The organism is Streptomyces sp. NPDC007025, assembly GCF_042869455.1.
Classification (GTDB): Bacteria; Actinomycetota; Actinomycetes; order Streptomycetales; family Streptomycetaceae; genus Streptomyces.
On record NZ_JBIAFT010000005.1, the window covers coordinates 253,629 to 269,074 of the forward strand.

The window sequence follows — 15,446 nt, forward strand, 5'->3', positions numbered from 1 at the left end:
GCGGGGGACCGGTAGCGGTCCCCCGCGGGCTGTGTGGGTCAGACGGTTGCCGCGGTCTTCTCCGGCTCGGGGGTTTCCTCGGCGTCCACGTCCGTGAGCGCCGCCAGGTAGCGCTCGGCGTCCAGCGCCGCGGAGCAGCCGGTGCCCGCTGCGGTGATCGCCTGCCGGTAGGTGTGGTCCACCACGTCGCCGGCTGCGAAGACCCCGGGGAGGTTGGTTCGGGTCGAGGGCGCGTCCACCTTGAGGTAGCCGTCCTCGTCCAGGGTGAGAGTGTCCTTGAACAGGTCCACTCGCGGGTCGTGGCCGATGGCGACGAACAGTCCGGTCGCGTCCAGCTCGCGGGTCTCACCGTTCTGTGTGTCGCGCAGTGTGAGGCCGGACAGCTTGCCGTCCTTGCTGTGGATCTCGGCGACCTCGCTGTCCCAGGCGAAGGAAATCTTCGGGTCGGCGAAGGCCCGCTCCTGCATGGCCTTGGAGGCGCGCAGCGTGTCCCGGCGGTGCACCACGGTCACCGAGGCCGCGAAGCGGGAAAGGAACGTGGCCTCCTCCATGGCGGTGTCACCGCCGCCCACCACGGCGATGTGCTGCTCGCGGAAGAAGAAGCCGTCGCAGGTGGCGCAGTAGGAGACGCCGCGGCCGGAGAGCTCCTCTTCCAGCGGCAGGCCCAGCGTGCGGTGCTGCGAGCCGGTGGCCACGATCACGGTCCGGCCGCGGTGCACGGTGCCGTTGGAGTCCGTGACGCTCTTCACCGGGCCGGAGAGGTCGACCGCGGAGATGTCGTCCGGCACCAGTTCGGCCCCGAAGCGCTCGGCCTGGGCGCGCATGTTGTCCATGAGTTCCGGGCCCATGATGCCTTCCTGGAACCCGGGGAAGTTCTCGACATCGGTGGTGTTCATCAGCGCTCCGCCTGCGGTGACGGAGCCTTCGAACACCAACGGCTTCAGCGACGCGCGGGCGGTGTAGAGCGCTGCCGTGTATCCGGCCGGGCCCGAGCCGATGATGATGACGTTGCGGACGTCGCTCACGGGAGTCTTCCTTGTCTGCCGACTGCTTCCGGGTACTTCTGCCGAGGCTTGCACCCCGTCCAACGGATCCTACGGGGCAGACATTCCCCTGCCCTCGTCCGCGGGTCACCCGCGCGGGTAGGTGCCCTTGAACAGGATCTTGCCGGGGCGGGACGGGTCGGCGTTCACACAGGCAGGGTCGACGACATAGGCATCGACCAGCTTCGGATCACCGCCCTGGTGGGGCAGGATGACCAGGTACCCGGAGTGGTTCTGGAAGGTGGCCTCGGAGTCCACGGCCAGCGGGCTCTCCGTGCGGTGGAGACTGTCGCGGATGCAGGACGGCACGGTCGGCCCGTCGCCGAGCACGTCGTCGCGGAGAGTGTTCCCGTCGCTGCTGGGACTCTGCTCGACATCGACCGTGGGAGTGTCACTGGGGGGCGTGGGGCTGTCCGGCACCTCGCGGGTCGGTGGGGGCGAGCTCTTGTCGGAAAGCAGCCCTTGGACGCGCTTGCGCAGCTGCTGATCGTCGCTGCTGCCCCCGGCGTCGGTGTCGGCGGAGACCGTCGGACTGGACGGCGCCTGCGGTGCCCGTTTGCCCGTGGTCGACTTCGCCGTATTCGAGGTCACCTCGGTGGGAGCCGGGTCGGAGAGCGCGCGGAGGGTGATGCCGCCCAGTGTGAGGACGGCCATGGACGCCGCCGCGACCAGCACGATCGTGCGCCGCCGATGTCGAGCGCCTCGGACGCCTTTCCGCCTGCCCGGCCCGGGGGAGGTGGCCCCACGGTCCGCTCCCCTGGAGCCTGTGGAACCCGCGGCATGTCCCGGAGGTCGGCCTCCCGCCGCATTCCCGGAGTGACGGCTGCGCTGGGTTTCACGTGAAACCGGGTGCCCGTCCGCTCCCGAAGGGTACTCAAGAGACCCCGCAGTCGTTTCACGTGAAACGGAACGCTCCTGCACCGCCACACCGTCACCGCTGTCGCTGTCGCTGTCGCTGTCGCTGTCGCTGTCGCTGTCGCTGTCATCGGCGTGGGCGCCGGTACCGGCACCGTCGGAAGAGATGCCGCGAGCGGCTGCTCGACCGGCATCCGTCTCGTCCCGGGCGGCGTCGGCGGTATCCGTGTCCGCAACGGACTCCGCCTCTCCCGGTGCGCCGGCCACCGGAGTCGCCTCCGCTGCCAGTGCCCGGTCGATCCGGCTTGCCACATCCTCGGGCATCCGCGCCGAGCCCGACAGGGTGCCGAGCCTCTCCCGGATCTCCTCCAGCGAGGCGGACACGTCCGCGCAGAGCTCGCAGGTGACCAGGTGCGCGCGGAGTTCCGCCCGGCGCGCCACGGGCACGATTCCCTCGCTGAGCGCGGAGATCTCGTCGATCTCCGGGTGCTCGTCGTGCGGAGAAGGAGTGGATGTCATGTCTGTCCCCCTCCTTTCCCGGCCCCGGAGCCTGTGGTGTCCTGCTGGGTGGTGTGCGGAGCCGTCCGCGGTGGCGGCTGCTGGGCCGCCTTCCGCGGTGCCTTGCGCGGCGCGGCTCTCGGTGCTGGGACGGATGCTCCCGGCGGAGGGTTCCCTCCGGCACCGGCCGCGTCCTCGGAACCGCTGTCGCGGTCCCCGCCGCTGACTCCGTCACTGCCGCCCCTGCGCAGATGCGAGACGAGAGGGAGCAGCCGGGCCCGGCCGCGGGCGCAGCGGCTCTTGACGGTGCCCACCGCCACATCGAGCACCTCTGCGGCCTCGGCGACGGGGTATCCCTGCATGTCCACCAGTACCAGCGCCGCCCGCTGGTCCACCGGCAGCTCGGAGAGTGCGGAGACGAGCTGGCGATGTGTCTCCTGGCGCTCCACGGGCGCGGCAGCGGACTCCTGGGGCTCCAGGAGCTGATCCATCCGCTCGGTGTCGTCGGTGAGCGTGGCCCGGCGGGAGGCCGCCTTCCGGACGCGGTCCAGGCAGGCGTTGACCGTGATGCGGTGCAGCCAGGTGGTGACGGCGGACTGCCCCCGGAAGTTGTGTGCGGCCCGATAGGCGGAGATGAGCGCGTCCTGCACGGCGTCGGCGGCCTCCTCGCGGTCCCCGAGGGTGCGCAGGGCCACGGCCCACAGGCGGTCCCGGTGCCGTCGGACGAGTTCGCCGAACGCCTCGGAGTCCCCCGCGACATGACGGGCGAGCAGCTCTTTGTCGTCCGGCTCGGCCGTTCCGCCGGGAGCCTCCTCGCTCGCCATGCGGCCCCTCCCCTCACCCTGCCGCGTCCGTATGCCCGGAGACGGCGCCCGCGGCCTCAGCTGAGGACCTGAACCTCCGTGACGCGACCACGGTAGTCGCCTCCGTCGGTGGCCGGGAGCTTGGTGAGCCACAGCAGCACATAGCGGGTCTTGATGGGCTTCTTGGCCTTCAGGGTGAGGTGTTCCCCGGAGCCGTTGGTGACCTTGCTGAAACTGCCCAGTGAGGAAGGTGTGTTGGTGACGCTCTTCGGAGCGGCCAGGAAGCTCGCCGAGGTCTTCCCGATGAAGTCCACCTTCAGCTGGCTGACCTGCCGGGTGGTTCCCAGGTCGAGGATGAGGCCGGCGCCGGACTTCAGATTGCCGAAGGTGGGGTGGCCCAGGTACTTGTCCGTGAGCCAGTAGGTGCCGGGATCGCCGTCCACCGCGTCGCCGGCCCGCTCGGGCTTCTCGCGTCCGTCCGAGCTCTCCGGGTCGAAGTCCTGCACCTCTTGGATCTTGATGGGCTTGCCGGTCTGCACCGGCTTGTCCTCGCCCTCCACCGGTTTGGTGGGCTTCTCCTTGACCGGTTCGCCCTTGAGTAGCGCGTCGGCGATCTGCCAGCTCCCCAGACCGAGGGCGGCGATCAGGAGCGCGGAGACCCCCCATTTGAGGGCCTTGCCGGTGCGCCCGGGCAGCGTGGGCGGCGCCGGGGGCTCGGCACCCGCCACCGCGGCCGGGCTGCCGGGAGCAGCGCCGCCGGGAACGCCGGGCGCCGCGAAGCTGCCCTGCTGGTAGGCAGTGCGCTGGTACGGCGGCGGGGTGGTGAACGCCTGCTCCGGCGGGCGGATGCGGGGCAGCGAGGCGACGGCCTTGCACAGCTCGTCCGGGTTGGTGCAGGGCTGCTCCTGCCGGGAGGCCGTCGCGCCGTCGTTCACCAGGGCGCGCATGGCCAGTGTGGACAGACCGCGGTGGACGCCGGCCCGGAGCTGCTCGGGGGCCACGAGCGCCCCGATGTCCAGCGAGCCGGTGCCCGGCAGTCCGTGCGCACCCTCCTCGTACGGCCAGCGCTGGGTGAGCGCTGCGTACAGCAGGGCGCCGATCGCCTCCGTGTCGTCGCGTTGCGGGTGCTCGCTCGTGACACCGCGCAGCGCCGCGTTCACCGCGAGCCCGCGGATGCGGTACTGGCCCATGCCGGTCCGCAGCACACAGGAGGGCGTCAGCCGCAGATGTGCGAGGCCCTCGCGGTGCGCCGCGGCCAGCGCCTGGGCGAGCTGGTTGACGAGCTGATACGCCTCGTGGGGCTCCAGGGGCCCGGCGGCGAGCAGCTCGCTGAGCGGGACCGCGTCGGGCAGCCACTCGTGGACGACGTAGACCAGCTCGCCCTCCTCGACCGCGTCGAGGACCTGCACGAACCGGGGGTCGCCGAGCAGGGCCGCCGAGCGGGCCGCGGCGAGGACCTGGCGGGCCCGGGCGTGGCCGACGGGCAGCACGTGCACGCCGACGGCACGGCGGAGCTTCTCGTCGACCGCGCGCCAGCTGCTGAACCCGTCGAGCCGGGTGACGCACTCCTCCAGCCGGTACCGCCGGGCCAGCTTGTGGCCACTGTGCAGTTCGGGGACGCGCATCTCGGCGGGCGCGGGCTTCGCGGATCCGTCGGCCGGATCGGAGGCTGCTCCGAGCTGCTCTCCGGCAGGAGCCTCGGGCTGCCGTCGGTCGGCTCTGGGCTCCTTGCGGTCCTTGGCCTTCTTCCGGGGCCTCTGCTGCCCCGCGTGCTGTCCCGCGTCCTTCTCCTCGGCACTCCCGGCGTCCGCGGCGGCGCCGTCCGTGGCGCTGTCGTCACCGGAGCCGGAAGCCGTTCCGGCCCCGGTCTCGGTGCCGGCGTCGGAGGCCGCGTCGGCGTCGGGACCGGCCTCGGCCCGGGCCTGAGTGTCGGTGGCGCGCTCAGGAGCGGCCGCGGAGGTGTCACCACCGCGAGCTCCGGCGGCGTCGTCGGCGTCGGCGCGGTTGCTGGGGGCCGGTTCCTCCCCAGCGGAGTTCGGCTGGTTCCCACTGCTCCCTTCGGGGGAGGCGGCGGGGCGAGTGGCACCGCGCGTACCCGTCAGCGGTGCGGTGTCGGTGGAGTGGGCCGGGGACTCGTCGTGGTCCGAGGTCCCGGTGTTGCGGCTGTATCCGTTCGTCGCGTCCGTCGCACCGTCGCCCGTGGCCCCGTCCTGCTGGGCGGTCAGTGGTGCGTCATGCGCACCACTGGTCTCGGCCACGCCGACAGCGGCTGTGCTCCGTTCCGCCACCGTCGTTCCTGCCTCCCCATCCGTGGTGGCCGTTTTCTGGAAACGGCCAAAAACATTGTGCCTACACCTCGCCGCTATGCACGACACGCGGGGGCGAATGATGGTTGTATACGCCGGTTTCCCACTCGCTTTTCATCGGCCGAGTCTGGCGCGCACCATCCCGAGCATCGCCGTCATCTCCTCGATGCGCATGCGCTTCGCCGCTAGGACGAAAACCGCGCCCAAAACGATCCCTCCGCCCAGCAGAGCGGCGATCGAACCGAGCGTGCCGCTGCCCAGTGCGTGGGTGACGCCCCAGGCCGCGGCCCCGGCGGCGAGCGTGGCCGGGACGCTGGCCCCGGCGAGCCGGGTGTAGGTACGGACCACGTGCCGCCCGTCGAGGTCGCCGCCCAGCCGGCGGCTGAGCCGGCGCCAGGCGACGCCGACACCGATGATGTAGGCGAGCCCGTAGGAGGCGGCCATGCCCACGACCGCCCAGCGCGAGGGCAGCAGCAGGAAGCACAGTGCGGAGGCGGCGGCGTTGACGGCGGCCACTATCACCGTGTTGAAGAACGGGGTGCGGGTGTCCTCGTAGGCGTAGAAGGCACGCAGGACGACGTACTGCACGGAGAAGGGGATCAGCCCGAGGCCGAAGGCCATCAGCATGTATCCCATGGAGCGGGCCGCGTCCACGCCGGCCGCGCCGTAGATCATCGTGCACATCGGGATGCCGAGCGCCACGAAGCCGAAGGCGATCGGGACGATGGCGACGGCGGAGTTGCGCAGGCCCTGCGAGATGTCGTCCCGCACGGCTCCGCTGTCGCCGTCGGCGGCCGAACGGGAGAGGCGGGGCAGCAGCGCGGCCATCACGGAGACGGTGATGATCGCCTGCGGCATGTTCCAGATCAGCTGCGCGTTGGAGTAGGCGATGTAGCCGGTGCCGGAGTGGCCGCTCTGGGCCGCCGTGGTGCCCGCCCAGGTGGAGAGCTGCGAGACGACCAGGACGCCTGCCTGGTTGGCGAGCACGAAAAGGATCGTCCACTTGGCCAGTTTGGCGGCCTTGCCCAGGCCGTGGCCGCGCCAGTCGAAGCGGGGGCGGATGCGGAAGCCCGCGGCCCGGAGGTACGGGATCATCGCCAGCGCCTGCACGACCAGGCCCAGCAGCGTGCCGACCCCGAGCAGCCGGGCGCCCTCGGGCGGAATGGTGCTGACCGTCAGATCGGAGGTGTCGGCGGTGCCGTACACCCACAGGAACATGCTGATGGTGGCGATGATGACGATGTTGTTCAGGACCGGCGTCCACATCATCGCGCCGAAGCGGCCCCGCGCGTTGAGGATCTGCCCCATCACCACATGGATACCCATGAAGAAGATCGAGGGCAGGCAGTAGCGCACGAAGGTCACGGTGACCTCGTTGGCCGCGGGGTTGTCGGCCAGCTTCACCGACATCAGCCGCACCAGGACGGGCGCCGCGAACACCGAGGCCACGGCCAGCGCCCCGAGGAGCACCGCGACCAGCGTCAGCAGCCGGTTCGCATACGCCTCGCCGCCGTCGCCGTCCTCCTTCATGGCGCGGACCAACTGCGGCACGAAGACGGAGTTGAGGCCTCCGCCGACGGTCAGCACATAGATCATGGTCGGCAGCGTGATGGCGAGCTGATAGCTGTCACCGAGGGCCGAGGCGCCGAGCGCGGCAACGATCATCGCGGAGCGCACGAACCCGGTGAGCCGGGAGACCATCGTGCCCGCGGCCATGATCGCGCTGGACTTGAGGAGCCCTCCGCCGCCGCCGGAGGCGGGCGGCGCGGCCTGGGCCGAGCCCTCTTCGCCGGGCGGGGCTCCCTTGGGCACGACGGTGCCGAGATCGACCGTCTGCGCGGACGGCTCCTCGGCGGCACCGGGCGCCCCCGGCTCGGGCGGGTAGGGCTGCGGTGGCTGCGTGGGTTCCGGGTGGAACCCGGCGGACCGCGCCTGGTCCCGGCCCGGGTCGTGCTCCGGCGAGCGGTTCTGCCACGGCGCTGAGCCGGGCGGCTGTCTCCGGTCGGCGGGCGGGCCGTACCCCGGGGGCGGTTCCGCGGGGGGTGCGGTCTGCTGCGGCGGTGCCTGTCCCTGGTCGCGGTAGAGGTGCGCGAAGGCGTCGCTCTGCTGTGCGGACGGAGACGGGGGCGAGGAGGGGGGTGTGGACGGGGCCGGTGGCCGGTGGGCCGTGCCCGGGGCCTGGAGCGGGTGCTGGGCCGGTCCCGGGCCCTGGTACGCCTGGCTCTGCGGCGGCTTGCTCTGCTGGGCCTGACCCGGATGTCCCGGCCCAGGCCGGACCTGGCCCGGGGGCGCCTGACCCGGATGTCCCGGTCCCTGCTGGGCCTGGCCGGGATACGGCCGGCTCGGGTACGGCTGCTCCTCCTGATACGGCCGGCTCCGGGGGGAGCGCGGCTGGTCCTGGGCTGAGCGCGGAGCTTCGGGCTGCGGTCCGGGGGAGGGCCACGAGTGCGGATCGTGGGCCGAGGGGTCGCGCTCATCGTGCGGGTCGGGCCCGTACGAGTCCTGTGCGTACGCGTCTTCCGGCCGGCCAGAGCCGTCACCGGGGTTCCGGCCCCGGTCACCGCCATACGGCGCGTTCATCGTCGCTACCTACCCCTGCCCCTGCTCGCCCGGATGAGTCAACGGTCCACTTTCTCACCCGTCGCCGGGGGGTTGTCGCTTTCCCGTTCGGTGTCGTCTCCGTCACTGCCGTCCCGCTCGGCTGGGTCCGTCCCCTCGGCACGGTCCTCGGGAGAGCCCTCGGGGTCGGCTTCCCCGTCGTCGCGAGGACCATTGCCGTCGTCCGCGTCGCCGTCCTCGCCGTCGCCTTCCTCGCCGGTCTCGTCGTCCTCGCCGTCGCCGTCCGGCTGCTCCAGCGGGGCGTCCGGGTCGGGGGCCGGGCCGGAGCGCTTGCGCTGGGTGTACATCCGGATGCCCGCGAGCACGATCAGCAGCACGCCGCCCGCGATCACCAGCAGCACGGTCGAGGTGATGGAGGTCACATTGACCTGGAACTTCATCACCTTGCCGTAGCGCTCACCGTCCTCCGTGTAGAGCTGTGCGTAGACGTAGGCGCGGCCGTTGTTCTTGGCGCTGGTGTCGAACTTGAGGGACTGGGTGTGCTCCCCGTCGACCTTGACCCGCTTGGCGTCGCCCACGTCCAGCCCCACCCGGCTGGAGCGCAGCTCCAGGACGAGCCCGTCGACCCCCTGCGCGAGGTTGTTCTGGACGGTCACCGGGATGGTGGCCTCGCGGCCGGAGAGGGTGATGTCCGACTTCTTGATGAGCTTGACCGCGCCGCGCAGCTCCAGCAGGTACTTCTCCACGGAGTCGCGGTAGCGCTGGCCGGCGCGGGCCTCGCCGCGCCAGGCGTTGGAGACCTCGCGGTCTATCGCCGTGGTGAACGGCGGCATGACGCGGTCGGCCTGGCTGAGGATCCGCTTGAAGTCCTCCAGCCCGTCCTTGGTCTTCCGCACCTGCTCGAAGGCGGCGGTGGGCAGCTCGCTCTTCCGCAACGAGGAGGGGTAGGAGGACGGCGCGGGCATCCGGCGCCGGGCGTTGGGGTCGGGCTTGGCCTCGGCGGCGTCCGCCAGGCTGCTGGTCTCCGTCCAGCTGCTGCGCCCGAGCGCCTTGATGCCGTCCGCCATCGCCTGTGCCTGGGACACGCTGGGCCTGCGTTGCGGGGCGACGACGACGCTGCGGCTGCGGGAGGGCACCTGCCGGGCCAGCGCGAGGGACTGCGCGGCGAACCGCTGGACGGCGAGCGAGGAGTTCCCCGCCCGCGACATGTCGCCCTCGAACGCGGTGGAGAGCAGCGCGTCGGCGACCAGCGCGGTGTTGCCGCTGCCGATCGGGCGGGCCGCGGTGGGGCTGTAGGAGAGCCCCTTCTCGCGGACGCTGTCGCTGCGGGCGATGACGTGGTGCGCGCCCGCCGAGGTGGCGACGTCCACGATGGAGGAGTCGACGGCGCCCTGGTAGGGCCAGGCGAAGTCCGTGCTCGGTTTCACGTGGAGCACCACCTGCACGGTCCTCCTGGCCAGCGTGGTGGCCTGGCCCAGGGAGCTGAGGGCGCCGCGGACCCTGGTGCCGCGGTGGGCGAGCGAGGCCAGGTCCGGGTCGGCGAACGGGAGGGCGACGACTTCCTTGCCCTCGACCGCCTGCTGGAGCTCGGCCAGCCAGCGCTTGGCGTACGCCTGATTCTTCCCCGCGACGGTCTCGTCCGGCTTGCCGCCCGGCTTCTGCACCCGGTAGCGCCCGGCCATCATGTCGACGCTCGCCAGCAGATCGGGGTCGATGACCCAGGTGACGTCGAGGTCCTTGCCGAGTTCCAGCATCTGCTGGAGGCGGCCGCCGGGTGCCAGCTCCTCGGCGAGCGAGTCGTCCTCGAAGACCGGGGTCTGCTGCTCGTCGGACTGGGTGCGTGCCGTGACGTGCGGGGTGGAGATCAGCGGCCAGAGGTAGGTGAGCCGGGTCCGGTTCTCGGGCGCCTCCGCCTGCCAGGGCAGGAAGGTGCGGCCGATACCGAGGATCTGGGCGTAGGGCCGGTTGCGGGTCTGCCCGGTGAGGGAGACGGCGAGCTGATGGACACCGCTGCTGCTCAGGTGGAGGTCGTCGACGGGCACCTTGAGGGTGAAGGGCCGGGTGACGCCGGAGGCGAGGCCGCTGAGCCGCGCGCCGTGGTCGCCGGCGACCTCGGTGCCGTCGGCCCCCGAGAGGTAGCCCTTGCGCCGTGCTGCCTGCTGGATGGCGCTGCGCGAGGTGAGCGTGGGGCCGATCCGGGGGACGAGCCGCAGATCGGTCAGCGTCGTCTTGCTGGTGTTGGTGACGGTACCGCTCAGCGTGAGCGTGTCGCCCTTCTCGGGGATGGACGGCGTGACCTCGTCGAGGGAGATCTGCGCGCTGCGGGAGCCGGTGCCGCTGCGGGCCGAGGGCGCTGTCGCCGCCGCGTTCCCGGAGGACGCTGCGGGCGCGGCGGCGGCCGTCGGCGCTGTTGCGGGGAGCACTCCGGCCAGGACGGGGAGTGCGGCCATGAGGAGCGCCGCGGCCCGGCGCCTCCAGCGGTTCGTCCCCTCCGGGCCAGGGGGAGCCTGACTCTCAGCCGCCTCGGCCACGCGCTCGTCCATCCCGTCGTCTGTCGTCTCGATTGCTGCGTCGACGTGTGTGTCGAATGTGCTGTGTCGTTCTGGTGCCTGGTGCCTGGTGCCTGGTGCCTGGTGCCTGCTGTCTGTGTTTGATGCTCGGCGCTCGGTGTGCCGGTGCCCGGTGCCGGTGCTCCGGCCGCGGAGGGTACGGCGGGATCGCCGACGTCCCGTTCCGGGGCGCCGGCGTCCCGTTCCGGATCCCTGATGGTAACGATGCCCGCAGGGTGGAAGTGCCGCGCCGTCCACCACATGATCACCCAGGCCGGTGCCGCGGGTCCCGGGTGGTTGCCGGGAACGGGGGCGCCTCTGCGCGGGGCGGCAACGTAACCTGTGCTGTTGTGCCGAACGCCAAGAGTGACAGCCAGGACCAGCCCACCGTCGTGCCCGCGATGTCCGCAGCGGACCGTCCGGCGGCCGAGCAGCTCAGTGCGGTGCAGCGGCGCGCCGTGAGTGAACTGCTGCGGGTCTCGCCGGTGGCGGACGAGCTAGCGCGCCGCTTCCAGGAGGCCGGATTCCGGCTCGCTCTGGTCGGCGGCTCGGTACGTGACGCACTGCTGGGGCGGCTCGGTAACGATCTCGACTTCACCACGGACGCCCGGCCCGAGGACGTGCTCGCGCTCGTGCGGCCGTGGGCGGACGCGGTGTGGGACGTGGGCATCGCCTTCGGCACCGTTGGGATCAAGAAATCCGACTTTGTCCTGGAAGTGACGACGTATCGGTCGGAGGTCTACGACCGCACCTCCCGCAAGCCCGAGGTCTCCTATGGCGAGACCATCGAGGAGGACCTGGTCCGGCGTGACTTCACGGTGAACGCGATGGCGGTCGCGCTGCCGGAGAAGCAGTTCGTCGACCCGCACGACGGGCTGGAGGATCTGGCCACCCGCCGGCTGCGCACACCGGGCACTCCTGAGGCGTCCTTCTCGGACGATCCGCTGCGGATGATGCGGGCCGCCCGGTTCGCCGCGCAGCTCGATTTCGAGATCGCTCCGGAGGTCGTGGCCGCCATGAAGGAGATGGCCGACCGGATCGGGATCGTCTCGGCGGAGCGGGTCCGGGACGAGCTGAACAAGCTGCTGCTCTCCCCGCAGCCGCGCAAGGGGCTGCGGTTGCTGGTGGAGACCGGGCTGGCCGACCGGGTGCTGCCGGAGCTCCCCGCGCTGCGACTGGAGCGTGATGAGCACCACCGGCACAAGGACGTCTACGAGCACTCGCTGACGGTGCTGGCCCAGGCGATCGACCTGGAGGAGGACGGCCCCGATCTGACGCTGCGGCTGGCGGCGCTGCTGCATGACATCGGCAAGCCGAGGACGCGGCGGTTCGAGAAGGACGGACGGGTTTCCTTCCACCACCACGAGGTGGTGGGCGCCAAGATGACGAAGAAGCGGATGGCCGCGCTCAAGTACCCGAGCGAGATGATCAAGGAGGTCTCCCGGCTGGTCGAGCTCCATCTGCGCTTCCACGGGTACGGCACGGGGGAGTGGACGGACTCCGCGGTGCGTCGCTATGTGCGGGACGCCGGGCCGCTGCTGAGCCGGCTGCACAAGCTGACCCGCTCCGACTGCACCACCCGCAACAAGCGGAAGGCGCAGGCGCTCTCCCGCGCCTACGACGGCTTGGAGGAGCGCATCGCCCGGCTCCAGGAGCAGGAGGAGCTGGACGCCATCCGGCCCGATCTCGACGGCAACGAGATCATGCGGGAGTTGGATGTGCCCCCGGGGCCGGTGGTGGGGCGGGCGTACAAGCATCTGCTGGAGCTGCGGCTGGAGCATGGGCCGCTGGGGTACGACGCCGCTGTCGCGGAGCTCAGGAAGTGGTGGGCCCAGCAGGAGGGCTGACCCGGTCCGCCCCGCCGCGCAGCGTTGTTTCACGTGAAACGCGGAAGAGCGCGGCGGCGAGGAGCGCGTACAGCACGGCCACTCCGACGACGATGACCGCGGACCGGCCGTCCTGCGGAAGCATCGCCGCGGCGACTCCGGCCGCGCCGACGTAGGACACGTTGTAGAGCATGTCGTAGAGGGAGAAGATCCGGCCGCGGAAGGCGTCGTCCACGGAGGTCTGGACAGCGGTGTCCGTGGCGATCTTCCCGGCCTGGGTCACCAGCCCCAGCACGAACGCGGCGAGCAGTATCGGCACGGGACGGAAGGAAAGTCCCAGGGCCGGTTCCAACACGGCCCCGGCACCCGCGCACAGCGCCATCCAGCCGAAGATGCCGAACCGGGGCACCGCCGAGGGTGTGACGACGGCGGCGATGAAGAACCCGAGCCCGGAGAGACCGAGCGCGATCCCCAGCAGCGGGAGCCCACCGTCGGTGTCGCCGCTTCCGTTCCATGCGTACCGGGCCAGCATCAGCACCGTGACCGTCAGCGCGCCGTAGCAGAAGCGCATCACCGCCGAGGCCGTCAGCGCGTACACGGCGGCGGGGCGCCCACCGAGGTGAACCAGCCCCGCGAGGAGCCCCCGCGCGGTGCTGGCGACGGCAGCGAGGATGCGGGGTTGTACCTCGGCGGGGTCGGGACCGAGCTGTTCCTTGCCCATCCGCAGCGAGGCGAGGCCGGCCAGCAGATACACCGCGGCAGCCGTCAGCAGGACCAGGGCGTCCGCGTCCCGTCCGGCGCCGGGGGCGAGGAAGCGGACCACGAACGCGACGCCGCCGCCCAACGTCGCTGCGAGCGTCCCCGCGGTCGGGGAGAGGGAGTTGGCCACTACGAGGCGCTCGCCGTCCACCACGCGCGGCAGGGCGGCGGACAGCCCGGCGAGGACGAACCGATTGACGGCCGTGACGGTGAGCGCGGACAGAAAGACAAGCCACTCGGGGACGGCACCGAACACCAGCGCCGCCGTGACGGTCGCCAGTGCGGTGCGCAGCAGGTTGCCGAAGAAGAGCACCTGCCTGCGCTGCCAGCGATCCAGCAGCACCCCCGCGAACGGCCCGAGCAAGGAGTACGGCAGCAGCAGCACCGCCAGCGCGGAGGCGATGGCGGCAGGGGAGGTCTCCTTCTCGGGGGAGAAGACGACATAGGCCGCCAGCGCGATCTGGTAGATGCCGTCGGCCGACTGGGAGAGCAGCCGTACCGTCAGCAGCTTCCGGAAGTCCGGAAAATGGAGCAGGGTGCGGAGATCGCGGGCGACGGACATGGGGACAGCCTCACACAGTCCGGACCGACCACGTCGGTTTCACGTGAAACGACGCTACCGACCCCACTGCCCGCCCTGTTCTGACTCCGCTACGGCCCTGCCGCGGCCCGTGCCGGGCCCCAAGGACCGGCCTGCTCACTCCCGCAGCGTCGTGCCCCAGTGCACCGCCGCCCGCGCCACCGGCACCGCGGAGCGCTGGAGCACCTGCGGGCGGGTGAGCGAGGTCAGAGAGAACGCATCGGGTGCCCGGTCCAGGACCCCGCCGCCCGGGTCGTCGGAGCCGTCGTCCCGGCGGACCGGGTCCTGTTCGGGGCGCAGCGTGTCGCGCACCACCATCGTGCACAGATAGGCGGTGCCGAGCAGATGTGCGGCGATGACGAGTTGGTAGCCGTCCTCGGGCAGGCCCTGGTGTTTGTCGGAGCCGTTGTAGGCCAGGTACATCCAGATCCCCAGGAAATAGAGCGCCTCGCAGCTCTGCCAGATGAGGAAGTCCCGCCACTTGGGGCGGGCGAGGGCGGCCAGCGGGATCAACCACAGCACGTACTGCGGTGAGTAGACCTTGTTGGTGAGCACGAACAACGCGACCACCAGGAAGGCGAGTTGGGCGAAACGAGGGCGGCGGGGCGCGCACAGTGCGAGGGCGGCGATGCCCGCACAGCCCAGGGCCATCAGGAGGGTGGCGTAGATGTTGGCGTCGTCGAATGTGCGCCCGGTCCGCTGCTGGAGGATCAGCCACAGCGAGCCGAAGTCCACCGGGCGCTCTTGGCTGAATCGGTAGAACTTCGACCAGCCCTCCCAGGAGAGCAGCATCACCGGCACGTTCACCACCGCCCACGAGGCGGCCGCGCCACCCACCGCCCGGCCGAAGGCGCCCCAGCGTCCGGCCCGCCAGCACAGCAGCAGCAGCGGACCGAGCAGCAGCGCGGGGTAGAGCTTCGCCGCGGTCGCCAGCCCGATCAGCACGCCTGCCGCCAGCGGGCGCGAGCGGGACCACAGCAGCATCCCGGCGGCTGTCATCGACACGGCCAGCAGATCCCAGTTGATGGTCGCGGTCAGTGCCAGCGCGGGGGCGAGCGCGACGAGCATGCCGTCCCAGGGGCGGTTGCGGTGGGTGCGGACCACGCAGACGATCAGGATCGCGGCGCAGACCATCAGCATCCCGGCGTTGACCACCCAGTAGAGCTGCTCCTCCTGCTGGAGCGAGTCCCCGCCCACCGTGAGCTTGGCCGCGATGTACATGAAGACCCCGGTGAGCACGGGGTACTCCAGATAGTCCATGCCGCCGGAGATCCGGTCCGGAATGCGGTCGAGGTAGGGCAGGAAGCCGTCCGCGAAGCCCCGGCCGTGGTAGAGGTGCGGGATGTCGGAGTAGCAGGCGTGCACGTACTGTGCGGTCTGCCCGGAGAACCAGCCCCCGTCCAGGCACGGGACCTTCTGCAGCAGGCCGAGCGTGTACATGGCCAGGGCGAGGGCCACCACGGTGCGGATCGGTGTCCACCAGCCGGTTCCGCTCAGGGCGCGCCGCCCGGCGGGACCGCCGGCCACTTCGCTCGCGGCGGTCGCCACCTCGTCGTGGTCCGTGGGGCGTACGACGGGCGGCGCGGCGGAGGGGCGGCCGGATCGCGGAGCGGGGTTCCGTGCGGTGGGGGCGCTCGTCATGGGGTCATCCTGCCGCACCCCGGATAC

Annotated in this window: 9 protein-coding genes; 1 reads left to right on the forward strand and 8 read right to left on the reverse strand. The window is 71.5% G+C overall.

Annotated features, from left to right (window positions below; all coding sequences use genetic code 11):
* Positions 1 to 38: 38 nt before the first annotated feature.
* From trxB to ACFYMO_RS12220, 6 genes are all read right to left on the reverse strand, one after another.
* Complete coding sequence (gene trxB, locus ACFYMO_RS12195; RefSeq protein WP_366772625.1) at positions 39 to 1,025, reverse strand: thioredoxin-disulfide reductase; 987 nt, start codon at positions 1,023 to 1,025, stop codon at positions 39 to 41.
* A gap of 105 nt (positions 1,026 to 1,130) precedes the next feature.
* Complete coding sequence (locus tag ACFYMO_RS12200; protein ID WP_388545929.1) at positions 1,131 to 2,417, reverse strand: hypothetical protein; 1,287 nt, start codon at positions 2,415 to 2,417, stop codon at positions 1,131 to 1,133.
* Positions 2,414 to 3,220 carry an RNA polymerase sigma factor SigM gene (sigM, locus tag ACFYMO_RS12205; protein WP_366772627.1) on the reverse strand — a complete coding sequence of 269 codons (807 nt, stop codon included), beginning with the start codon at positions 3,218 to 3,220 and terminating at the stop codon, positions 2,414 to 2,416. Before sigM ends, ACFYMO_RS12200 begins: the two co-directional genes overlap by 4 nt.
* 56 nt (positions 3,221 to 3,276) lie before the next feature.
* On the reverse strand, positions 3,277 to 5,487 hold the full coding sequence (locus ACFYMO_RS12210) for a hypothetical protein (RefSeq protein WP_388545932.1): 2,211 nt from the start codon (positions 5,485 to 5,487) through the stop codon (positions 3,277 to 3,279).
* 132 nt (positions 5,488 to 5,619) lie between these two features.
* Positions 5,620 to 8,085 (reverse strand): murein biosynthesis integral membrane protein MurJ, encoded by a 2,466-nt coding sequence (murJ, locus tag ACFYMO_RS12215; RefSeq protein ID WP_366772629.1) that lies wholly within the window; start codon positions 8,083 to 8,085, stop codon positions 5,620 to 5,622.
* Between the two features lie 38 nt (positions 8,086 to 8,123).
* Positions 8,124 to 10,607: a DUF6049 family protein gene (locus ACFYMO_RS12220; RefSeq protein WP_388545935.1), complete on the reverse strand. Its 2,484-nt coding sequence runs from the start codon at positions 10,605 to 10,607 to the stop codon at positions 8,124 to 8,126.
* A 356-nt stretch (positions 10,608 to 10,963) separates the two neighbouring features.
* Here ACFYMO_RS12220 and ACFYMO_RS12225 point away from each other — a divergent pair, with 356 nt between their 5' ends.
* A complete protein-coding gene (locus tag ACFYMO_RS12225; protein WP_388545937.1) occupies positions 10,964 to 12,460 on the forward strand; it encodes a CCA tRNA nucleotidyltransferase in 1,497 nt (498 codons plus the stop codon).
* Here the strand turns inward: ACFYMO_RS12225 and ACFYMO_RS12230 are convergent.
* Complete coding sequence (locus ACFYMO_RS12230) at positions 12,429 to 13,760, reverse strand: MFS transporter (RefSeq protein WP_388545940.1); 1,332 nt, start codon at positions 13,758 to 13,760, stop codon at positions 12,429 to 12,431. The two genes, ACFYMO_RS12225 and ACFYMO_RS12230, sit on opposite strands and share 32 nt — an antisense overlap.
* 135 nt (positions 13,761 to 13,895) lie before the next feature.
* Positions 13,896 to 15,419, reverse strand: coding sequence for a glycosyltransferase 87 family protein (locus ACFYMO_RS12235; protein WP_366772632.1), 1,524 nt, complete (start codon positions 15,417 to 15,419; stop codon positions 13,896 to 13,898).
* Positions 15,420 to 15,446 lie beyond the last annotated feature (27 nt).